The 20292-nt window shown below is 44.5% G+C and carries 21 protein-coding genes and 1 pseudogene; 16 read left to right on the forward strand and 6 right to left on the reverse strand.

Annotated elements, in window-relative coordinates:
* The first annotated feature begins 63 nt into the window (after nt 1-63).
* The 4 genes from AABA75_RS08160 to AABA75_RS08175 all read left to right on the forward strand — a co-directional run bounded on the left by AABA75_RS08160 (nt 64) and on the right by AABA75_RS08175 (nt 4834).
* A complete protein-coding gene (locus AABA75_RS08160) occupies nt 64-1494 on the forward strand; it encodes a cryptochrome/photolyase family protein (RefSeq protein WP_338292126.1) in 1431 nt (476 codons plus the stop codon).
* Between the two features lie 11 nt (nt 1495-1505).
* Nucleotides 1506-3035, forward strand: coding sequence for a cryptochrome/photolyase family protein (locus AABA75_RS08165; protein WP_338292127.1), 1530 nt, complete (start codon nt 1506-1508; stop codon nt 3033-3035).
* A 29-nt stretch (nt 3036-3064) separates the two neighbouring features.
* Nucleotides 3065-3211 carry a DUF2256 domain-containing protein gene (locus AABA75_RS08170; RefSeq protein ID WP_338292128.1) on the forward strand — a complete coding sequence of 49 codons (147 nt, stop codon included), beginning with the start codon at nt 3065-3067 and terminating at the stop codon, nt 3209-3211.
* Nucleotides 3212-3292: 81 nt separating this feature from the next.
* On the forward strand, nt 3293-4834 hold the full coding sequence (locus AABA75_RS08175) for a methyl-accepting chemotaxis protein (protein ID WP_338292129.1): 1542 nt from the start codon (nt 3293-3295) through the stop codon (nt 4832-4834).
* Between the two features lie 140 nt (nt 4835-4974).
* Here AABA75_RS08175 and AABA75_RS08180 read toward each other — a convergent pair.
* Nucleotides 4975-5418, reverse strand: a pseudogene (locus AABA75_RS08180) (GTP cyclohydrolase, FolE2/MptA family); the annotation flags it as partial.
* 349 nt (nt 5419-5767) lie between these two features.
* On the opposite strand from AABA75_RS08180, the gene AABA75_RS08185 reads away from it, so the two are divergent.
* Entirely contained in the window at nt 5768-6322 is a 555-nt protein-coding gene (locus tag AABA75_RS08185; protein WP_338292130.1) for a YbhB/YbcL family Raf kinase inhibitor-like protein, read from the forward strand.
* Between the two features lie 107 nt (nt 6323-6429).
* Here the strand turns inward: AABA75_RS08185 and AABA75_RS08190 are convergent, their stop codons facing one another.
* Complete coding sequence (locus tag AABA75_RS08190; protein WP_338292131.1) at nt 6430-7203, reverse strand: ParA family protein; 774 nt, start codon at nt 7201-7203, stop codon at nt 6430-6432.
* A gap of 219 nt (nt 7204-7422) precedes the next feature.
* Here AABA75_RS08190 and AABA75_RS08195 point away from each other — a divergent pair, with 219 nt between their 5' ends.
* The 5 genes from AABA75_RS08195 to AABA75_RS08215 all read left to right on the forward strand — a co-directional run bounded on the left by AABA75_RS08195 (nt 7423) and on the right by AABA75_RS08215 (nt 11061).
* A complete protein-coding gene (locus tag AABA75_RS08195) occupies nt 7423-8052 on the forward strand; it encodes a TetR/AcrR family transcriptional regulator (protein WP_338292132.1) in 630 nt (209 codons plus the stop codon).
* Between the two features lie 110 nt (nt 8053-8162).
* Nucleotides 8163-9659 carry a wax ester/triacylglycerol synthase domain-containing protein gene (locus AABA75_RS08200; protein WP_338292133.1) on the forward strand — a complete coding sequence of 499 codons (1497 nt, stop codon included), beginning with the start codon at nt 8163-8165 and terminating at the stop codon, nt 9657-9659.
* Nucleotides 9660-9953: 294 nt separating this feature from the next.
* Nucleotides 9954-10220, forward strand: a complete 267-nt coding sequence (locus AABA75_RS08205) for a hypothetical protein (RefSeq protein ID WP_338292134.1) — start codon at nt 9954-9956, stop codon at nt 10218-10220.
* Between the two features lie 224 nt (nt 10221-10444).
* A complete protein-coding gene (locus AABA75_RS08210; protein WP_338292135.1) occupies nt 10445-10867 on the forward strand; it encodes a hypothetical protein in 423 nt (140 codons plus the stop codon).
* A complete protein-coding gene (locus AABA75_RS08215) occupies nt 10864-11061 on the forward strand; it encodes a helix-turn-helix transcriptional regulator (RefSeq protein WP_338292136.1) in 198 nt (65 codons plus the stop codon). Before AABA75_RS08210 ends, AABA75_RS08215 begins: the two co-directional genes overlap by 4 nt.
* Here AABA75_RS08215 and AABA75_RS08220 read toward each other — a convergent pair.
* The 3 genes from AABA75_RS08220 to AABA75_RS08230 all read right to left on the reverse strand — a co-directional run bounded on the left by AABA75_RS08220 (nt 11058) and on the right by AABA75_RS08230 (nt 13347).
* Entirely contained in the window at nt 11058-11819 is a 762-nt protein-coding gene (locus AABA75_RS08220) for a hypothetical protein (RefSeq protein WP_338292137.1), read from the reverse strand. The genes AABA75_RS08215 and AABA75_RS08220 overlap by 4 nt on opposite strands.
* A 186-nt stretch (nt 11820-12005) precedes the next feature.
* On the reverse strand, nt 12006-12509 hold the full coding sequence (locus AABA75_RS08225; RefSeq protein ID WP_338292138.1) for a hypothetical protein: 504 nt from the start codon (nt 12507-12509) through the stop codon (nt 12006-12008).
* Between the two features lie 115 nt (nt 12510-12624).
* Nucleotides 12625-13347 (reverse strand): hypothetical protein, encoded by a 723-nt coding sequence (locus tag AABA75_RS08230; RefSeq protein WP_338292139.1) that lies wholly within the window; start codon nt 13345-13347, stop codon nt 12625-12627.
* A gap of 96 nt (nt 13348-13443) precedes the next feature.
* Between AABA75_RS08230 and AABA75_RS08235 the strand changes: the two genes are divergently transcribed.
* The 6 genes from AABA75_RS08235 (at nt 13444) to AABA75_RS08260 (ending at nt 19455) form a co-directional block, all read left to right on the forward strand.
* Nucleotides 13444-14997, forward strand: coding sequence for a hydroxymethylglutaryl-CoA reductase (locus tag AABA75_RS08235; RefSeq protein ID WP_338292140.1), 1554 nt, complete (start codon nt 13444-13446; stop codon nt 14995-14997).
* A gap of 13 nt (nt 14998-15010) precedes the next feature.
* On the forward strand, nt 15011-15535 hold the full coding sequence (locus AABA75_RS08240) for a GNAT family N-acetyltransferase (RefSeq protein WP_338292141.1): 525 nt from the start codon (nt 15011-15013) through the stop codon (nt 15533-15535).
* 117 nt (nt 15536-15652) lie between these two features.
* A complete protein-coding gene (locus tag AABA75_RS08245) occupies nt 15653-16510 on the forward strand; it encodes a hypothetical protein (RefSeq protein ID WP_338292142.1) in 858 nt (285 codons plus the stop codon).
* Between the two features lie 334 nt (nt 16511-16844).
* Nucleotides 16845-17690 (forward strand): M23 family metallopeptidase, encoded by an 846-nt coding sequence (locus AABA75_RS08250; protein WP_425325568.1) that lies wholly within the window; start codon nt 16845-16847, stop codon nt 17688-17690.
* 61 nt (nt 17691-17751) lie between these two features.
* Nucleotides 17752-19071 (forward strand): M20/M25/M40 family metallo-hydrolase, encoded by a 1320-nt coding sequence (locus AABA75_RS08255; RefSeq protein WP_425325597.1) that lies wholly within the window; start codon nt 17752-17754, stop codon nt 19069-19071.
* Between the two features lie 45 nt (nt 19072-19116).
* Nucleotides 19117-19455, forward strand: coding sequence for a sulfotransferase domain-containing protein (locus tag AABA75_RS08260; RefSeq protein WP_338292144.1), 339 nt, complete (start codon nt 19117-19119; stop codon nt 19453-19455).
* Here the strand turns inward: AABA75_RS08260 and AABA75_RS08265 are convergent, their stop codons facing one another.
* A complete protein-coding gene (locus AABA75_RS08265) occupies nt 19456-20289 on the reverse strand; it encodes an MOSC domain-containing protein (protein ID WP_338292145.1) in 834 nt (277 codons plus the stop codon).
* Between the last annotated feature and the right edge of the window lie 3 nt (nt 20290-20292).

Consider the following 20292-nt stretch of genomic DNA (forward strand, 5'->3'; position numbering starts at 1 on the left):
GATTACTGATCTCATCAATAGGGACTTCGTACTGTCCTTTATATCAGTCAAAAAAGATTAGCCATGGTTACAATTTATTGGATGCGCAATGATTTGCGTCTCACTGACAATCCTGCGTTGTGTTTTGCAGTGGAGCAGGGTTCCGTGTTACCCATTTACATCCACGATACGGGAGTAGAAAAAGAGTGTGGTGCTGCGACCAGGCGCTGGTTGCACGATTCATTACTGTCTATTGATAGTGCTCTGAAAGGCAACTTGAGGGTATTTAAAGGCGAACCACTGGAAGTCTTGAACAAGCTTGTGGCGGATTTAAAGCCAGACGCCATAGTCTGGAACAGGGGATATGAACCGGAAACTATAGCTCGAGACACCAAAATTAAATCTGGTTTGCAAGAGCAAGGTTTGAAGGTAAAAAGTTTTAATGCGGGACACTTGTGGGCGCCCACCGATATCCTCAAAAAAGACGGAACACCTTATAAAGTCTTCACGCCCTATTATCGCAAAGGTTGCTTAGCTGCTTCTGTTCCCAGATTCCCGTTGCAAAGGCCCGCTAAAATTAACTTTGTGGAGACTGCGGTATCCGACGCGGTAGACATCGAGGACCTGAATTTTATTCCCAAGATTAACTGGGACGAGCAGATGATGCGTCACTGGAGTCCGGGAGAGCAGGGGGCTAAAGATCGATTGCAAGCTTTTTTGGATGGTCCTTTATTCAACTATAAAGAAGAGCGCAATATCCCTGCTGTTGCAGCAACGTCCAGATTATCACCGCATTTACACTTTGGCGAAATCTCTCCCAATCAAGTCTGGTATGCAGTGTTAGATAAATGTGAGCAACAGGGAATATCGGTTGAGCACCCCGATGTGGATTGTTACCTTTCAGAACTGGGCTGGCGAGAATTCTCTGCATATTTGCTGTTTCACTTTTCAGATATGGTAACGGAAAACTTTAACGTCAAATTTAACAAGTTCGCCTGGCGCTCTGACAATCAGCAACTGCAAGCCTGGCAAAGAGGTAAAACTGGGATCCCAATCGTGGATGCTGGTATGCGGGAGCTTTGGGCTACTGGTTACATGCACAATCGGGTGCGCATGATCGTCGGCTCATTTCTGGTTAAAAATCTGTTATTGGATTGGCGGGAAGGCGAGGCATGGTTTTGGGATTGCCTGGTGGATGCCGACCTTGCCAGTAACGTCGCCAGTTGGCAGTGGGTAGCTGGCTCCGGCGCAGATGCGGCGCCCTATTTCCGTATTTTTAATCCAGTGACTCAAGGGGAAAAGTTTGATCCACAAGGGGAGTACGTCAAAACCTGGTGTCCTGAGCTCAAAAAAGTGCCTGCGAAACTCATTCACAAACCTTGGGAAGCCAAAACTGACATTTTGCGCGCATGCGGCGTGGAATTAGGCAATGATTATCCAGAACCGCTGGTGGATCTTAAAGCCTCAAGGCAACGCGCTTTAGATGCCTTTGCAGAACTTAAAAATGTTTCCTAGAGCCTGCTGATATGAGCAAACAATTGTGCCTGATCTTAGGCGACCAATTAAGCCATAACCTTTCCAGCCTTGCCTGCTTAGATAAGGATACCGGGGTGGTGCTCATGGCCGAAGTAAAAAACGAAGCCACATATGTGAAGCACCATAAAAAGAAGGTTGCCTTCATATTCTCTGCCATGCGTCACTTTGCTTATGAGTTAAGTGCCCAAGGCTACAAAGTTTTGTATCGCAAGTATGACGATCCGAAAAACAAAGGTAGTCTCTTTGAGGAAGTAAAAAATCTATGCAGTAAAGACAATTACTCTCAGGTTTTTGTTACTCAGCCAGGTGAATATCGCTTGCTCAGTGACATGCAAACCTGGCAGCAAAAACTGGATACTAGCGTTACATTGCTGCCCGATGAGCGCTTTCTCGCCGACGCCGAATTTTTCAACGCATGGGCAAAAGGCAAAAAGCAGCTGCGCATGGAGTTTTTTTATCGCGAGATGCGCAAAAAGTATGGCATCCTGATGGAGAATGGTCAGCCTGTGGGGGGCAAATGGAATTACGATGCGCAAAACCGTAAAAAACTCCCAAAAGAGATACCCGTTCCCGCACAGGACACCTTTGAACCGGATGAGATCACAGAACAGGTAGTCGCTCTGGTTGCCGAGCACTTCGATGATCATTTTGGCGATCTGGAGCCATTTCAGTTCGCGGTGACCCGAGAGCAAGCCTGTAAAGTGCTGGACAATTTCATCGAGCATCGTCTCCCTGAATTTGGTACCTATCAAGATGCCATGAAGCAAGGTGAGGACTGGTTGTTCCACAGCCATATTAGTTTCTATTTGAATGTTGGCCTGTTGTCACCGATGGAAGCCATTGAAGCGGCTGAGCATGCATGGCGAATAGGCGCGGCTCCGTTGAATGCCGTGGAGGGATTTGTCCGACAAGTGTTGGGGTGGCGGGAATACGTGAGGGGGTTGTATTGGTATTTGATGCCTGAATATAAAGATAAAAACTTTCTCGCTGCTAAACGCGCGTTACCGGATTTTTATTGGAGTGGTGAGACCAAAATGAACTGCATGGCGGAATGTGTTCGCACTACGAAGCAAAATGCTTATGCCCACCATATTCAGCGCTTGATGGTACTGGGAAACTTTGCATTACTGGCCGGTTTGCACCCTGACGAAGTGAACGAGTGGTACTTGCTGGTTTATGCCGATGCGTTTGAATGGGTGGAGCTTCCCAACGTAACAGGGATGATTTTATTCGCCGATGGTGGCACCCTGGCCAGCAAACCCTATGCAGCTAGTGGCAGTTATATCAACAAGATGTCTGATTACTGCAAAGGTTGCCACTACAAGGTGCAACAAAAACTGGGAGAGCAGGCTTGCCCTTTCAATTATATGTACTGGAATTTCCTGATAGAGAATCAGGCCAGCTTTGCTAAAAATCCGCGTATGTCGATGATATACAATACCTTAGGGAAGAAAAGCGACAGTGAAAAGCGAGATATACAGCAACATGCTCATCAGTTTTTTCAGGACATCGGGATTTAATATTTAGTGATGTGCTTTGACCTGTATCAATGAAAAAAACTCACCTTCCCTCTAAGATATGCCCGGTTTGCCAGCGACCATTTGTGTGGCGCAAAAAATGGGAGCGTTGTTGGCATGAAGTAAAATATTGTTCTAAACGCTGCTACGGTAACCGAAGACAATTGATAACGAACTGATATTTTTCATCGCCGCGGTAATTTTGTTACTATTGTAAACTGGTGTTATCGGATTCCGGGTAGTTTAGAAAAGGAAGTGTTATGAATCGAAGAAATCAGCAAGTTGTTGATAGTGAGGTTACATTCTCAGAGCAGGAGGAATTAGTCTCCACCACCGACGAACGCGGCATAATTACCTACGCAAATGACGTTTTTTGTAGAGTTGCAGGTTATAAACCTTCGGAGTTGGTGGGTAAGAACCACAACATTGTGCGTCATCCTGATATGCCTAAAGCTGCATTCGCTGACATGTGGGAGCGGCTCAAGCAAGGCAAAGCGTGGCGCGGTGCGGTAAAAAACCGCTGTAAAGATGGACGCTACTATTGGGTTGATGCGTTCGTTACACCGATTTATGACAACGGCAAACGCGTGGGCTATCAGTCTGTGCGCAGAAAACTCAAGCCTGAGTTTCGTCAACGTGCCGAAGGTTTATACCGCAAGGTAAATTCCGGCCAGAGCCTTACATCTCCATTTGCGGTGATCACTCGATATAAATTGCCCTTATTTGTCTTACTTTCGTTATTAATTTTATGGTTGGGCAGTCAGGCCTATTGGGCCACGTTTTTATTGCCTCTTTTGGCGCTTGGCTTGTTTTATCCTGAAGTTATCGCACAAGGCAACTTTAACAAAAAATTGCAAAGTGATTACGACAGTGTATCTCGATTAGTCTACACCGATTCAGGCGAAAACAGTTCTGCACTATTTCACATTCAAATGTTACAAGCCAAGGTGGCCACTATCCTTGGACGGGTTAGTGACAGCACTCATTCTCTTGATGAGGGAGCAAAAAACCTTAAGTTGACAGCCCATTCCGCTAAGGAAGGGGTTGAGAAACAGACTCATGAATTGCACCAGGTGTCCACTGCCATTGAAGAGATGGTGGCTACTATTAATGAAGTTGCGCAAAACACCATTGAAACTCGTTCGCGGGTAGAATCCGCCCATGATTATTGTCAGCAGGCAACCAGTGCTATGAACCACACTATGGATGAGGTTTCTGCCTTGGCGGATGAAGTGGCGAAGTCTGCGGGCTCAGCAGGTGAACTGGCAGAAGAGGCAGAGAAAATTGGTGGAGTGATGCAGGAAATTCAGGGCATTGCCGACCAAACCAATTTGTTGGCACTGAACGCTGCCATCGAAGCCGCAAGAGCTGGCGAGCATGGCCGAGGTTTCTCTGTGGTAGCGGATGAAGTTCGGGCCTTGTCCAGTCGGACTCACTCTGCAACTGAGCAAATTCAGGCGTCAATCGGCGAAATTCAAAACACGCTACTCAATTGGGCATCCACCATGGAAACCGGTAAACAAGCTGCTGATTCCTGCGTGGTTGAAACTAAGCAGACGCAAGATATTGTGTTCAAAGTTTATGATGGTATTACGGCAATTTCCGATCTGGCGATTCAAATATCCACTGCAGCAGAACAACAAAGCAGTGTGTCGAAGGAGATCAGTCGCAATATTGTGAATATTAACGAAGCGTCAATGCAAAACCTGGAGCAGGCCGAGCTGGTGGAAGTCGAGGCCAAAGCCCTTGATGAACGAGCCAAGAAGTTGGCCAGTCTCGGGTTGTCCTTTGGAGATCAGTGAAGGTTTATCTGCATATTCAGAAGATTCTAAATAATTGCTGCGCAGAAAATACCGATATTTAGCGCAGCAAAGTCTAGTACTACTCTCCACAGATAATAGTTTGGTATCACTAAGTTGACAGCATCAACTACCCAATACCTCTAGTAATTGCTGTCAATTACCACGGCATTGTGGGCATGCAGACTTTCCTGGTGCTCGATTTTATACCAGTAACTATCGATGCATTCAGACTTTTCAAGCCAGGCCTTTACGCGCCTTGCCGCGTCTTCATAAAACAGGAGGTTGCTGCCATTTAATCTGGCAAACTCTTGTTCATCTTCACGCTTAACTGCGGTCTGAACTGGGGTGCTAATAGTGCTTTCAACCTGCCATATCAAGTCTTCAATACTCAACCAGCTACCGAGATGCAATTGTGATTTTAAGTAAGCATTAGAACGTTGATTGTGAGGGGTAGCTAACGCCACTTCTCGAGAATTTAGCCAGTTTTGCACTTGTTCTTTGGATACCATTTCGCTACTGAAGCTTTCCTCGAAAAGCTCGGCATTTAACTGGTTGGCTAGTGACGACCAACAAGGACAGGTACTTAAATGGGGATTGTTAGTTGCAGTGTGGTGCGGCTAACTCCATTGAGCACTTCCTGAGTAAGAACAACAGGGTAAAGCTGATAACCATAGTTTTCGCTAAGCAAGACTTTTTTATGAAGCGGTAAATTAAAAGAAAGTACAATTAAATCTAAAAAACTCTCCTTTTATAGGCGAGACACTGGTTGGGCAGACCAAATTAACTCTGCTTGAAGGCTGAGATGTTTATCAGCAAGAGTAAGTTTTTTATGGCTTTATGTTGATACTTTTAGCATTTGACGGCAGTAGCAATGATTGGACGGCTGTAACATAATGCATTAAGAGATTTAAAATCAAAATCCGGGAGCAAAAAATGAATAAAAGCTTGAAACGTTTGATATTATTTTGCGGCACTGCAGCGATGTCTATGTCTGCATTGTCGGCCATGCAGGTGAGCAGTAATGACATCAGCCATGGTGATTTTATGGCAAAAGCCCATGAATTTAATGGCTTTGGTTGTACGGGGGAGGATAAATCCCCGCAACTTTCATGGTCTGGGGCGCCAGAAGGCACAAAAGCATTTGCCATTATGGCTTATGATCCCGATGCTCCCACGGGCAGTGGCTGGTGGCATTGGCAATTGGTTAACATTCCATTGGATGTTACCTCACTGCCAACAGATGCGGGTAATCCCAGCGGTAAGAATGCCCCTGAAGGTAGCTTACAAATCGAGAATGACTACGGTGTTGCCGGGTTTGGTGGCGCATGCCCACCACAAGGCGATGGTGCGCATCGCTATCAATTTACTGTGCACGCATTATCGAAAAAGCTGGATCTGAATCAGTCAGCTTCCGGTGCACTCGTAGGCTATATGGTAAACGCCCATACGCTTGATTCTGCCACTATTGAGTCACTGTACAAGCGCTAGTTTTGACATCGCGGTAAATGAGGTTGTTTAGCTCATTGTTAAACCAATATTGAAAGCCTGCGATACTCAGCATCGCAGGTTTTTTTCATGTTCTTTATAATACTGAATTAACTGGCTTGGCCTTCAATCTCTTCGTAAACAGCGACTATCGACTGAGTCAACTTATGCTTAGGGGCGTAATGAATCAGGGGTTTTTGTACCTGATGTGATTCTCGCATTTTTACTGATTGAGCAATGTACTTTGGAATAACGGGATAATCCTGCTCGATTAAATCATCGATAATCTTTCCGGGAAGCTTGGCATTAGTCATATACTGGTTAGCGATGATGCCTTCAATTTTGAGATCTTCGTTGTGGTCCTCAATAATCTCGGCAATCTGATTTTGCACACTCAATAGTCCCTGGATGGCAAAATCATCGCAGTCGATGGGGATCAAAACTGAATCTGCGCCTATCAATGCGGACAAACTATAAAAGTTCAGCGCTGGCGGTGTATCAATAAAGATCCTGTCGAATTCTTTGCTTAGCTTCTGTAGGGCTTCTCGCAATTTGTATATCTTATGACGACTATCTAATTCACTTTCGATATCGGCTAGATTGGGTGAGCCGGGAATAATGTACAAATTTTCGTATTGGGTTTCCTGGCAATATTCAACCGGAGGCTTTTTGCGCAAATGAAAGGTTATGGTTTGATCAAACAATTCAAAGATGCTGTCTTGCTTTTCGGCGTTTTCCTTTTGCAGATAGCGACTGGCATTGCATTGAGTGTCCAAATCCAGTACCAGGGTTTTTAATCCTTTACTGGCTGAAATTGCCGCTAAGTTGACCGTCAGGCTGGATTTTCCCACGCCCCCTTTTTTGTTAAACAAGACTCTTATCATGTTATTTCCCGTTGCTTACTTTCGGTCATTTAATTGCTTGTCTAGAATTGATTGAGATAACTCATTGATTCCATTGATACTCGCCATAGCAAACAAAGGGTTGCTGAAGATGAAGCAGGCGAGCTAGTATCAGTAACAAGTCCGACCATTGCGTAATTTACGGAACCTGATGCAAAAGCGCAATGGATTACTAAAACAAAACACGGCGACAGGTAAAGCATGAAAACAGCAGAGCGAATACTTCTGACGGCATTAGAACTGTTTAATGACAGCGGTGAGAATAATGTCAGTTGCGTAGATATTGCCCTTGAGTTGGATATCAGCCCGGGTAATCTCTACTATCATTACAAAGGAAAAGAGGTCATGGTCATTGCGCTGTTCGAGATGTATAAGGAGCGCATGGACAAAATTTTAACTTCGCCAAAAGATGTCGACCTTAAAATTGAAGAGTTCTTTTATTTTCTGGTTATGGTGTTACAGAGTAGCCACATGTTTCGCTTTTTGTATCACAACCCCGCCGATCTAATGGCCAAATACCCCACTATTGGCAGAGGGTTCAAGCGTCTCATTCAAAGTCAGGAAAAAAGCTTTAATCTGTTATTGAGCCGCTATGTTGGACAGGGCAGCATGCAACTCAATGCTAGCCAGCAACATCACCTTGTGCGTCTTATCTCCATGGTGTTTACACAGGCGACTAATTACTACTTGGTAAAAGGTGAGGATATCGAAAGTGAGCATTATATCTATGAGTGCCTTGGCGATGTGCTGTTTGCATTAACGCCATACATGAATATTGATGAATCTCAAATTACTTCGCTTTATGTCATGATTGAACGTGAAGAATTTTGAGTTAAGGTTACAATGGTTATGAATTAGTTACTCCGCCACAATAAAATCACGACGGCGGAAAAGAACACACGAAAACAAAGCGCTCACAGCTCGTGAGCAGGGACAATAAGATGAGCACAAGTATTCCTTTTCTGGATAAGACCTTCTGGATCACAGAATCGGAGGATAACCCCAAACACGTTGCCAGCTTACAACTGTTGGAAATGCCCGATGATGCTCCAGATGACTACCTGGATAAACTGGTAGAAAAATTGCGTAGTTACAACAAAGCCGTTGCCCCCTTTAACTATCGCGTAAAATCAATTGGTCCTTACCCTATTAAATTCGCGCCATTAGAAGAGCTTGATATGGAATACCATGTCAAGGTCATCGAAGTGGATGATGTGTCTGATAAACACTTGTTACATCAGCTTGTGGCCAGGTTGCACGAGCCTCGACTTGAGCGAGATAAGCCTCTTTGGCAGTACACTGTTATAAAAGGCAAGTCTGGAAAACAGTTTGCAATGTACGCCAAGATCCATCACATGTACGGTGATGGCGCGACGATGGTGAAATGGTTTCAGGCGGGCTATTTACCTGATCCACAATTAGGTGAGTTCACACCTGTATGGGCAGTTGAGCGCAAACGCAGACCGAGACCGAAAAAAAATCCATTCGTGGCTTTCTTTAAAGGTATTTGGGAGTTTTTAATTGCATTCAAGGATATCCTGATCATTCTTGTGCGTTTGTTAATGAAGATCCTGCGAGTCAATCCCACCTATATGCCCATTCCTTTCTCAGGCACCAAAACTATGCTTACCGGGCAGGTGAAACGGGGCCGTACTGTAGCAACAGTTGATATGGACTTCTCGCGTGTACAGGCTGTTGGCAAACGACTCCGAGCCACGGTTAATGAAGTGCTCTTGTGTTGCTTTGATATTGGTGTTCACCAGTTTTTAACGGATCATGGCCATACCTTTGAAAAGGCACTCTACACCAATATGCCAATTAACTTGCGCAAGCCCGGAGAGCAGACCGGAGGCAATAAAATAGCCATTGTGCCGGTAAAGTTGGCCCACGGTAAACACGATCCGATCTTGAGGTTACGCCAGATCATTGAGAATCATCGAGTGGTGAAGCTGGCAGCAAAGCGTGCCCATTCCGGTGCGTTTAGTTACTACACTGTGCTTATCCAGACCTTTGCTTTGTTGTTTGAAGTATTGCGTATGTCCTCACTGGTGAAGCCCATTGCCAATATTTTGATTTCCAACGTGCCAGGACCTGCTGAGACGCGCTACTTTGGCGATGCAAAGTTGTTAGCTGTTTACCCGATTTCCACCATCGTGCCAGGTGGTGGGGTTAACATTACGCTATTGACCTATAACAACACGGCAAATGTTGGCATTGTCTGTTGTGATACCAATATTAAAAGCTTAGAAAGCATGGCTCTGTATTTTAATGATGCGTTTGAGTTACTGGAAAAAGCCATCGACGATCCAACGCTCACCATTGATGATATCGGTGAGCGCATAGTGGATATGCCGGTAACTCTGGTGGATGATGATCCCTATAAACACGATGATCACGACCATCACGCACACCCTGAACATCTCGAAAAATCTGCTTAGTCGTTATTACAACAGGCAATATTGAGGAGATAAGGCTGCCCCTTTATAGAGGCAGCCTTTTTTGTGCCCAGACAGCAATACTTTTTCTGGCATAGATGAAATAACAAATTTTTACGTTCAATTATCCTGTGTTTTAGGCACCTTATCGCTTCATCGCCGAAAAACACGGATTGGTGGTATTTTGCACGATTTTTCCAATCAATCATTTTATGCTTTACCCATATCGAGAGAGAAGTCGCTTAACAAACAGTTGCTCTCAAATAGATTTTCAATTAATTCAGATGGGATAAAGTTATGAAAACATTAGTGCAAAAATCAGGTTCTTTAGTATTGGCAACAGTATTGGCTGTGGCTTCCTTAAACGCTTCGGCTAACGTTACCCTGGACGACGTTACCGATTATTATCTCTACGAGACATTAGTACAGAGTGAGTTTGATCTAGACAACAAACTAGTTAATCAGGTTGATGCCTCCTCAGAAGCCAGTTTAACCGAGCAATCACTATTGATTGCGCAACAGAGAAATGAGGAAACCATGACCATTCAGCAAGTCGCGGAGTAAGCATTGCTAGCTATTACTCGGGTGATGAACCCTGCATCACCTGAGTTTACTTTTCATCCAATTCGCTTCTCCCTCCAACAAGCACAAGTTGAACCTCATTTCCCTACATAGATAGAGTAATGGTAATTTGTCAAAAAGTAATGCTTGCTTGACATATCCAAGTGCGCAGGCTATTGTACTTGTAAGTAAAGTTTGTTTTACTTTATGTAATGGGAGTTATACATATGCATCACACTACCTCACAGTCAAACCGTCTTGACCATCGTACTCGTGTCAATAACAAACAGCTTTTTATCTGGACGTCCGTGTGGTTATTAACCACTGCATTAATGGCTTTTGGCCCAAAGTTAATGTGGGATTTTGATAAAACCTTCACTTTAATCGCCGTAGTATTAAATTTATTGGCAGGTGTCAAAATGCTGCTAGTTAATAAAGCGTTCCTGAATGGACTGGATGAATTGCAGCGCAAGATTCACTTCAATGCCATGGCTGTTTCACTTGGCGTTACAATGATAGCCGGCACGTTATACGGATTGTTGCAGCCTGCAGGGCTTATCGATTTCTCGCCGAACCCATCTAATCTGTTATTTGTAATGGGAATAAGCTACCTGGTTGCCATCGCAGTGAATAACAAGGTTTACTCATGAAAAATCGCCTTAAAGTATTGAGGGCGGAAAGAGACTGGACGCAAGCGGATCTGGCAGGGGCGTTAGATGTTTCTCGTCAAACAGTGAATGCCATAGAGAAAGGCAAGTTTGATCCTAGTTTACCTTTAGCGTTTAAAGTGGCTCGCTTGTTCGAGTTGCCTATTGAATCTATTTTCTTCGATGAGCAAAGCTAGTTAGTCGTTTTAATTGTGGTGTTGATACCGAAGTCAGCAGGTTGCAGCCATAACTGTGGGTCATCGGTATCAGCATTCGTGGGCAAGAAAGGGTTTTGAATACCTAATATACGAGTGTCAGAGGATTGTTGCAGCGGAAATACGTCGCGCGTGAGCTCATGCTCTTGCATCAATCTTCTTATGTCCCCTGATTGCGCTAAGCGTCTCAAACTAGTTTCAAGTAATGAAGCTAGTTGAATATTTTCCTTACTGGTATAAAAATAGACGGCAAAGGGGTAACGCAACAGTACCGATTCGAAGCTGATTAAGTCAGGATAATGGGCTTTGCGTAGTTGTAACTCTTTGCGGTGATCATGAATGCCTCGAGGAAAGTAATCGCATCTTCCAGCCGCTAACATTTTAAATAAATCCTCGTAGAAAACCGAACTGGTTACTCGCAAACCTGCGTGATTCAATATCTTGGTATCTGGCCAATAGCGTCCCTGACAAGCCACGTGCTTACGTAATTGTTTGATATCTTGCAGTGCAGAAAAGGTATGGGCATCTTTTTTGTGGATGATGAACTTTCTGAAACCAATCAACCCCATGGTGGTGGGCACAGGAATGGCAGTTAAGTCATTTTCCAGATCTTTATCTGCCCCCAGCCAATACAAGTCTACGTGATTGCGTTTGACTATTTCTGCTATTACTTGCTGTTCACTCACAAAAGGGACTTGCTGTAACCTAAAGCGCTTATCTGCGATTTGTTTAAACGCCATTTTCAATAATGATTGGTGATAGTCGTGTGATATGTCTAATTCTGAGCGAGCTTCAGGGACCCGAATTATTACAGATGAAGGTGGCTCAGCGTTTAACTGAGTAATAAAGAAAAGTGACAACAAAAAGCATAAGAAAATACTGCGCATGCAGGCAGTATAGCTCAAAGTCAGATAAATAGTGTTCGGTTAGTCGAATGACACCGTCACCGAAATGGTATCGCGATAGGTACCCGCGCGCTCAAAACCATTTACCTGTGGTTTAATTTTGATTACTCGGCCTTTATCTGCTCCAGCCGTGCCACTACCAGTGCGTTGTGTAACGGTTTGCGGTGTAGCCAGTGACAGGTTGCTTGCGGTATTCGCTACGGTAAACAAGTAGGGGATGCTATCGCCATTTTCATTGACTAAAACACCATCATTAAGAGAGCTGTAAGTCGCTTGCGCGTTACTTTGTCCGGTATTACACCAGATAAATACATTATTGGTTTTTTGTGCGGTATTAGATGACAGATCTAAATTCATGGACCGAGATTTAACGTTGTTACGCACCTTGCACATAGGCTCGATGTCACCCGCTAAATCCAGTGAAATGGTATTATCACTGTTTGCTGACATCGCGCCGTAACAAGTGGATAGCAATACTAGCCACGTAATTACGGTTAAACTGATTTTCCCCAAGAATGTTTGCATATTTTCTCACGTCATAAAAATGACGTTGTTTTCTACTTATTTATATTCTGCACAGATTAAGCAGAAAAAATGCCAACATTTTAAAATAAGGGAATTTAAAATTGGTCGAGAGGCTTTAATGACGAAAGATGAATTGTAGTTCACCGTTTTTGACTATCACGGCCTTGCCAAATTCGGCAAACAGTTGCTCTTCAAAATTGTGTTCATCGAGGTAGTAGTTTAACTCGGCATCATCACTGAGTCGCTTTACCACTTTTTCCAGGTCTGGCTTGTGATAGTCGAGAATCTTTTGTTTGTTATTGAGCATATACAAAGACAAGTACTGCTTGGCATCTTTGTAAATGCCTCGGCTCAATACGTTTAGGGTGGTTTTTACCGTAACGCCAAAGACCGAGCGAATAGGTTCGGGTACCAGACTATTCATCAGTTGCCGGGTATCCTTTAACAATGAATACTCATCTTGTATGAGGGTCATTTTCCCGACCTTGATATCGGTTAAAAATATCTGTTTGTTTTCCCTGTTATAAGCTGGCCAGGCGACACCTTCGATATCCACATGAGCCCGATAGATGGGGTTCGCTACTGAATCAATATTAAGGGCACAAAACAGGTGGATAACAAAGTGATCCGCCAGTGGTGGCATACTGATTTTTGCCGTTTGAACAATCACTTCACCTTTTGCTCCGGGCACGGGAATATTAAAGGTCTCGGGTAGGTTTTCACCAAGCAGCGCATTGATTTCGTCAGCGCTCATGGTGACAGATTTTACTCGACCAAGTTTGACCATCCAGCGGATCAGCCACTGTCTGATTGATGTTTTATCTAAATTAAGTGCCATGAATGACTGTGTTACTGTAGGGTAAAATAATTGTGTTCAACATGTAAACTTGTTGTCTAAAGTTATAACAATACTGTTTATTTGCCAGGGGAAAATATGTTTATACCCAGTATCTTATTAAAACAATTATACACGCGTGGCAGTTTAACTTCATCGAAAGAAGGTATCAGTTTCAAACTTAAAAACCGGCTCAAAGATGCCACAGTAAAATCCATTCAAGAAGTAAAACTAAACGGTCGCTCGGTTCCTATTCAGGATATCAGTCTGGAAATGGCCGACGGTCAATTGGTATCGGCACAAAATCTTAACGGCGATAAACCACTAGAGTTTCCGTTGCGCAGTATCATAGAAATGCGACTGGCGCGCGTAAAAGGCTTATCTGAAGAAGTTAAGCACAGTATTGTTATTGGCTTTGAAGTGGCTCCTTTCGGTAAGCTCAAACTGGAAGTTGAGGATGTTTTATCCAAAGGCACTGATGCCGACACGGGTATCCCGAGGGTGGAACAAGATGATTACAGCCGGGATGCCGCAGAGATTCGTCAAGAGTATTTGGAAACCTTTTCAGGCAAAACGTTTGAGCACATTAAACAGTACTCATTTGAGCCTCAGGAGTTACAGGGCAACATCGAAAACTTTACAGGAGTGGCTCAGGTTCCTCTGGGCCTGGCAGGCCCTATCACCATTAACGGCGAACATGCGCAAGGGGACTTTATTGTACCTATGGCCACCACAGAGGGGACCCTGGTGGCATCTTATAATCGCGGTATCAAATTGATGAACGCCTGTGGTGGCGTCAAGTGCACTGTGCTGGATGACGCTATGCAACGTGCTCCGGTGTTTGTTTTTCAGGATGCCCGTGGCGCGCGGGATTTTGTGGATTGGATTGAGGAAAATTTTACCACCATAAAACAGCAGGCCGAGGCTACCTCTCATATTGCTAAATTAACTTATATCGATCATTTTCTGTCAAATAAGTTTGCCTTTTTGCGATTCAATTTTAAAACCGGTGATGCCGCCGGGCAAAACATGGTGGGCAGAGCAACCTTTGCTGCATGTGGTTGGATTCTGGATTCCTACAAACAACACAAGATCACTGACTTCTATCTGGAATCGAATTTCGCAACAGACAAAAAAGCTTCGCAGATCAATATCATGCGCACTCGAGGAAAACGGGTGGTGGCGGAAGTCAGGCTCAAAAAAGAACAGTTATTGCAGATCATGCGGGTAGATCCATTGCAACTTGATTATCATCATCGGGTATCATCTATCGGCTCGTTTTTATCTGGTGTAAACAATACCGGATTGCATTCGCCTAATGGTATTACCGCCATGTTTATTGCCACGGGACAAGATGTCGCGAACGTTGCAGAGTCCTCGGCCGCGATTTTTTATTCGGAAATAGACGACGATGGTGATCTTTATTTATCCATTACCATCCCATCTCTGATTGTTGCCACTTATGGAGGTGGAACTGGTTTTGGAACTCAAAAAGAGTGTTTACAAATGATGGATTGTTATGGCGAAAATCGAGTTTATAAATTTGCCGAAATCGTTGCTGGTGTGGTGATGGCCGGGGAAATTTCACTGGCAGCGGCCATATCTTCTTCCGATTGGGTATCTTCTCACGAAAAACACGGCCGTAATCGCTAGATAAAGTATACGTATGTTAGAAACCCAAAGACTCATTTTAAGGCAGTGGCAGCCGACGGATTTACCCTTGTTTGTGGAAATGAATGCTGATCCTGAGGTTATGCGCTTTTTCCCCAGTACCTTGTCAACGCAACAGTCGACACAACTGTTTGAAAAACTTTTTAGCCTAATTGAACAACAAGGTTGGGGCTGGTGGGCTATTGAAGCAAAAGAGAGCGGTGACTTTGTCGGGACCACAGGGCTTATGCAGGTAAGCTTTAAAGAGTGGTTTACACCCGCAACAGAGATTGGCTGGCGCATTGCCAGGCAACATTGGCGAAAAGGCTATGCTACAGAAGCCGCCAATGAGGCGCTGAAATTTGCAAAACACAAGCTTGCTTTGCGCAACATTGTCAGTTTTACAACCGTGCAAAATACCCCATCTATTGGGGTCATGGAAAAGCTTGGCATGCAACGTACCTTGCCGGACTTTGACCACCCCAATGTAGCTGAGGAGACGGGACTGCGCCGCCATGCACTATACGAAAAACAACTATAAACCAATAGCTCAAGACACTCAGACGATACAGTGAATACTGGAAAGGTTGGATTTGTTCTCTAAACTTCAGTAATTGGTAAATTATTTCGTTAAACGAGTATTAATCCGTAAATTATTATGAAAAATCAGTTTTTATTATTTTTGCTCTTGGTTTTGTGTTTTCAACACGAGGAGGTTTGCTCGGCTGACAGTGATGCACTCAAAATCATTGCTGATTTTAACGACCCTAAAATGGGGGTTGCCTTCACTATGCTATCCATACAGGAATGGCAAAATCCATCGGCACAACACTTCAAGGAAACACCGAGTCAGAAGAATCAATCACTCCAGGCTGTAACAATAAGTAATGCGACTAAGTCCATTTTTCCTTATCCAGCGGATACCCGGTATGGATTGTTGTTTAGTCTGGAGGAAGATAAAGGGTTTTATCGATTTTTTGCAATGCGAGCACCTTTAGGTAACTGCAAACCAGGTGAGGCGGTACTAACACAGCTCATTACTGAAAAGCCCGCCATCGATTACAACTCTCCAAAGATATTCAACTGGGCTGTGCAATGCGGGGAAAAACAAGTTCCTTTTTGTGGCAGGTGCACCGATGGTGGTCCTTGCGCTGGTCCATTGGTTTTGCAAGAGGGTTGGCCAGTGATTGGAAAATTAGTTGGTTATTCTCAGTTTACTAAAGCAAAAAACAGTATTGTAGACGACACCGGGTTGTCCTGTGATTGGAATCCGAAGTCCAATGGCTGGAACGAATTTGATACTAGCGGTCTCTCCAGCACAGCATTAATCGGTGTGTTACATGACCAACTGAATACTGCTATTGGGGCTCAAGTTCCAACAGATACAGAGCTTTGTGGGTACTTGAATGCAACGGGCGTAACACATAAAACCTGGCCTGTATTGGCTTTAACGTCAGCGCAACATCCGGCGCAAGGAACACGGCTTAAGCGAGAGCGACTGCTGACATGTAAATAAAACTGATCAATATAAGGAAACTATCCAATAGACGTCATTTTTTCATTTGAGCTATACGATAAAAACGGCTCATAAAAATATTCTTAACGAATTGAGAAACAGTTCTCAAAATGCGGCTAAAAAATGCACAGGTTGTGGTCGATAATATAAATACTGTCGATGACAGTTCCATATGTGTGTTCCTTTTAGGTGTTCTTCCTGGACCGCTTCTGACGAAGCGGTTTTTTTATATTTAATATTTTGTGGCTGTTGCCGTTACCTTGTTAATATCCAGATATGAAATTAAAAATGATAATTCACGGTTTTTGTCATTATCAGGTTGTAATCCGATAGCATGAAATTATTCAATCTCTTGCCAGTTTTAGCGTTATTTATTCTCATGTCTGCGCATGCAGAAGATAAATCTTTTTGCAGTGATAACTGGGTATGTGCTGGTACGGAAAAAATCAGACTCGATGAATTTGGCTATTGGGTGGAAAATAAAAAGCCGTTTCCGGTTACGATTACTCTGTATGTCAAAGCCGAAAACCTTAAATCCTTAGATCACGATGGACAAGGATACTGGGAGATAACCACGGTTCTTCCCGGGAAAGAGAAGCGGCAAGTGCTGCATTTGAAACGAATTGCCAATGGTCAACCCACCCGAGATAGCTACGAATTCGATTGGATACCGGGCAGCATGCACGCACAGCATGATGACAATTACCGCTATTTACTTCCCTTCGCCAAAGACGCTGACTACCGAGTGGTGCAAGGCTATGGTGGTGGCTATAGCCATCGTGGTGCATCCCGCTATGCACTGGATTTTGCTATGCCAATAGGCACACCAATACACGCCGCCAGAGAGGGCGTCGTCATTGATATTCAGGAAAGTCACTGGCGCGGTGGCGCTTCACGACGCTTTGCTAAGTATGCCAATTTTATTGTGATATTGCATGAAGATGGCACTACGGGCGAATACTACCACCTTAAAAAGGAGGGAGTGATTGTCTCGGTGGGGGATGAGGTAAAGGCAGGTGACTTAATTGGTTATTCCGGTAATACCGGGTTTTCTTCGCTACCGCACTTGCACTTCGCTGTCTATAAAGCCCGCAGTCGTGGCCAGTATCAATCACTTCCGGTGCTCTTTCAAAGAGCACCCAATACTTATCAGCGTAGAGGCTTGAGATTAACGGATTGATTCTTTTCTGGCATTACTCTGTGAAAGTGCCAGACTTTGTTTAATTTAATTATTCCTCAGGATTGTCGTGACTAAACTCAATTTTATCGTTTTTTGTGCTCTTTCCTTTGTCTTTGGCAATAACGCCGCTCAGGCAAACGCGGACACTGAAGCCAGGATTTTAAGTCTCATTGAGTCTTATCAGCTCAAAGCCCGGCAATTGCTTCGTGAATCTGTTGCCATTAATAGCGGCACCATGAATTTCGACGGTGTGAAACTGGTGGCTGAGCATCTTAAAGAGGCCTATCTAGAGGCGGGCATTGAAACTGAATGGTTACCGGGAGATGAGTTTGGCAGAGCCGGACATTTGACTGCGCAAATAGGTACTCATGGTGTCAAGTTCGTATTAATCGGTCATCTGGATACCGTATTTTCCCAGGAGAGCGAATTTCAAGCGTACCAGGAGGTAGATGAGTTTCATCACAAAGGACCAGGCATTACCGACATGAAAGGTGGCAACGTCATCATGTTGCATGTGCTCAAAGCCCTGAAAGAGAGTGGGGCGCTGCAAAATATGCAGGTGAAAGTGATTTTGACTGGCGATGAAGAAAAAAGTGGTAAGCCACTTAGAGCCGCCAGAGCCGCATTGATTGAAGCGGCAAAATGGGCGGATGTCGCAATTGGCTTTGAGGATGGCGATAGCGATCCGCGCACTGCTGTCATCGCCAGACGCGGAGCAATAAGTTGGACACTCTCTGTAAAAGGTCGGCCCGCACACTCATCGCAAATTTTCAGAGAAGGCTATGGAGACGGTGCCATTTATGAGGCCGCACGTATACTAAATACCTTCCGAGAGCGGCTTGCTTCTTTACCTAATCTTACGTTCAATCCCGGTTTGATTGTGGGGGGAACAGAAAGCCACATTGGTGAAGATGCCAACGCCACGGCATTTGGCAAAGCCAATGTGATCGCGCAAACCGTAAAGGTAAAAGGGGATTTGAGAGCCTTGAGTCCTGAGCAATTGTCTTTAGCTAAATCAACCATGTTGGCCATCACCCAGCAGAATCTTGCCCTTACCAGTGCTGAACTGGTTTTTAATGAAGGCTATCCGCCGCTGGCACCGACAGAAGGCAACAAAAAGTTATTGGCACTATTCAATCAAATTAGTTTAGAGCTGGGGTACGGCACTGTTGAGGCTGTAAATCCCAGAAATGCCGGCGCAGCCGATATTTCCTTTACTTCTGGTCACGTACTAATGGCCATTGACGGCTTAGGACTGATGGGCGATGGCGGACACACCATTCACGAAACTGCCGATATGCGCACCTTCGAGCAAAATATGAAGCGTGCTGCGTTGCTGATGTATCGGGTTGCTAACAGTTCCAATCTAATTGAACCCTAATACCTCAGCATTGTTAATACGTCGCACAAAGTGGGCAAAAGTCCCATGAGCGTTGAACAGTATTGCTTATGGGTAAAGGGGCGCAATGATTTGTTGCCTGCAGAAAACGCCCATGTTTTTATCTTGCGCTATGAAGACCTGATTGAAAATACCGAAGCGACAGTCCGGGCAATGGCAGACTTTGCTGGTATCGGGTTTCAGCAAAGTCTGCTGCACCCCACTAAAAATGGCACACCTTGGTCTGGCAATTCATCCCGGGGTATTATCCGGCAGGAAATTTATGCAAATCCAGCCAGAGCTCGGGAGCAACTTTCTGCAGATACAATTAAAACTATCGAGACAAAATTGGCCGGTATGCTGTCGCGGTTCAACTACAGTTTGTGATCACTCGGCCATTTCTATAGTTAGCGCGTCATTAATAGCTAACTTACCGGTTTCCTTGTTGGGTAAATGGGCGTGCTGTCCAAAGTAGGGCAGGTTTTTCTCACCCACAGGATACTTTTCCATCAAGGTTTGCAGAGGTTGACCCGGGGTGGCCACAATCCCCTTTTTCTGATCAATTGAGGTCATAGGGCAGCGCTGGCAGGCGCCTATCATGGCAAAGTTGAGTTGTTCAGAATGCAAACTCTTCCACTGATATTCTTGCCATTTTGATGTGCCCGTCAATACAATATTGGCTCTAAAACGGTCCATTGGCATAGACGTAGGGAGCTGCTTGTTTAAGTCCTCTAAAGATGCTTCGCAGGTAATGAGGAAAGGGCAGGCGTCCGCCAGCTTTAGACTGGATTCTTGTTGGCTTAGGTATTTAGTACCCACAGGTCGTTCTGAGGCGTTGTCAAATTTTACTAAGCGCAATTGTGCACCGCGAAATTCGCCCAATACACTGGTGAGCCACTCGCTCACTTCAGGGGATTCTTCAAAGCCGGATACGGTATCTTTCCAGATTTGCCACTGCTGAGCGGCAGTGTGCGGTGTATCTTTGACTTTAATTTCACCGAATTCGGGGTGACTCAATACCAGTTTACCCTCATTGTATTGAGTTTGTATGGTGGCCATAGCCGGGATTTGACGTTGTGTGACAAACTTGCCGTTGCCATCAACAATCATCCATTGGCGGTCGCCTTCCAGCCCCATAGGTGTGACTTTAGATTCCTTTACACTGACACCTGCGAGTGATTTCACAGGATAAATAAACAAACCCGATACGATAGCCTGCATTAG

Source organism: Planctobacterium marinum (assembly GCF_036322805.1).
Taxonomy (GTDB): Bacteria; Pseudomonadota; Gammaproteobacteria; order Enterobacterales; family Alteromonadaceae; genus Planctobacterium; species Planctobacterium marinum_A.

What these genes read in the sequence shown, in the direction of transcription:
- AABA75_RS08250 (WP_425325568.1), top strand. Translation starts at nt 16,845, where the DNA reads ATGAAATTATTCAATCTCTTGCCAGTTTTAGCGTTATTTATTCTCATG.
- AABA75_RS08195 (WP_338292132.1), top strand. Translation starts at nt 7,423, where the DNA reads ATGAAAACAGCAGAGCGAATACTTCTGACGGCATTAGAACTGTTTAAT.
- AABA75_RS08245 (WP_338292142.1), top strand. Translation starts at nt 15,653, where the DNA reads ATGAAAAATCAGTTTTTATTATTTTTGCTCTTGGTTTTGTGTTTTCAA.
- AABA75_RS08225 (WP_338292138.1), bottom strand. Translation starts at nt 12,509, where the DNA reads ATGCAAACATTCTTGGGGAAAATCAGTTTAACCGTAATTACGTGGCTA.
- AABA75_RS08260 (WP_338292144.1), top strand. Translation starts at nt 19,117, where the DNA reads ATGAGCGTTGAACAGTATTGCTTATGGGTAAAGGGGCGCAATGATTTG.
- AABA75_RS08215 (WP_338292136.1), top strand. Translation starts at nt 10,864, where the DNA reads ATGAAAAATCGCCTTAAAGTATTGAGGGCGGAAAGAGACTGGACGCAA.
- AABA75_RS08210 (WP_338292135.1), top strand. Translation starts at nt 10,445, where the DNA reads ATGCATCACACTACCTCACAGTCAAACCGTCTTGACCATCGTACTCGT.
- AABA75_RS08240 (WP_338292141.1), top strand. Translation starts at nt 15,011, where the DNA reads ATGTTAGAAACCCAAAGACTCATTTTAAGGCAGTGGCAGCCGACGGAT.
- AABA75_RS08200 (WP_338292133.1), top strand. Translation starts at nt 8,163, where the DNA reads ATGAGCACAAGTATTCCTTTTCTGGATAAGACCTTCTGGATCACAGAA.
- AABA75_RS08205 (WP_338292134.1), top strand. Translation starts at nt 9,954, where the DNA reads ATGAAAACATTAGTGCAAAAATCAGGTTCTTTAGTATTGGCAACAGTA.
- AABA75_RS08235 (WP_338292140.1), top strand. Translation starts at nt 13,444, where the DNA reads ATGTTTATACCCAGTATCTTATTAAAACAATTATACACGCGTGGCAGT.
- AABA75_RS08170 (WP_338292128.1), top strand. Translation starts at nt 3,065, where the DNA reads ATGAAAAAAACTCACCTTCCCTCTAAGATATGCCCGGTTTGCCAGCGA.
- AABA75_RS08190 (WP_338292131.1), bottom strand. Translation starts at nt 7,203, where the DNA reads ATGATAAGAGTCTTGTTTAACAAAAAAGGGGGCGTGGGAAAATCCAGC.
- AABA75_RS08265 (WP_338292145.1), bottom strand. Translation starts at nt 20,289, where the DNA reads ATGCAGGCTATCGTATCGGGTTTGTTTATTTATCCTGTGAAATCACTC.
- AABA75_RS08175 (WP_338292129.1), top strand. Translation starts at nt 3,293, where the DNA reads ATGAATCGAAGAAATCAGCAAGTTGTTGATAGTGAGGTTACATTCTCA.
- AABA75_RS08185 (WP_338292130.1), top strand. Translation starts at nt 5,768, where the DNA reads ATGAATAAAAGCTTGAAACGTTTGATATTATTTTGCGGCACTGCAGCG.
- AABA75_RS08165 (WP_338292127.1), top strand. Translation starts at nt 1,506, where the DNA reads ATGAGCAAACAATTGTGCCTGATCTTAGGCGACCAATTAAGCCATAAC.
- AABA75_RS08220 (WP_338292137.1), bottom strand. Translation starts at nt 11,819, where the DNA reads ATGGCGTTTAAACAAATCGCAGATAAGCGCTTTAGGTTACAGCAAGTC.
- AABA75_RS08160 (WP_338292126.1), top strand. Translation starts at nt 64, where the DNA reads ATGGTTACAATTTATTGGATGCGCAATGATTTGCGTCTCACTGACAAT.
- AABA75_RS08230 (WP_338292139.1), bottom strand. Translation starts at nt 13,347, where the DNA reads ATGGCACTTAATTTAGATAAAACATCAATCAGACAGTGGCTGATCCGC.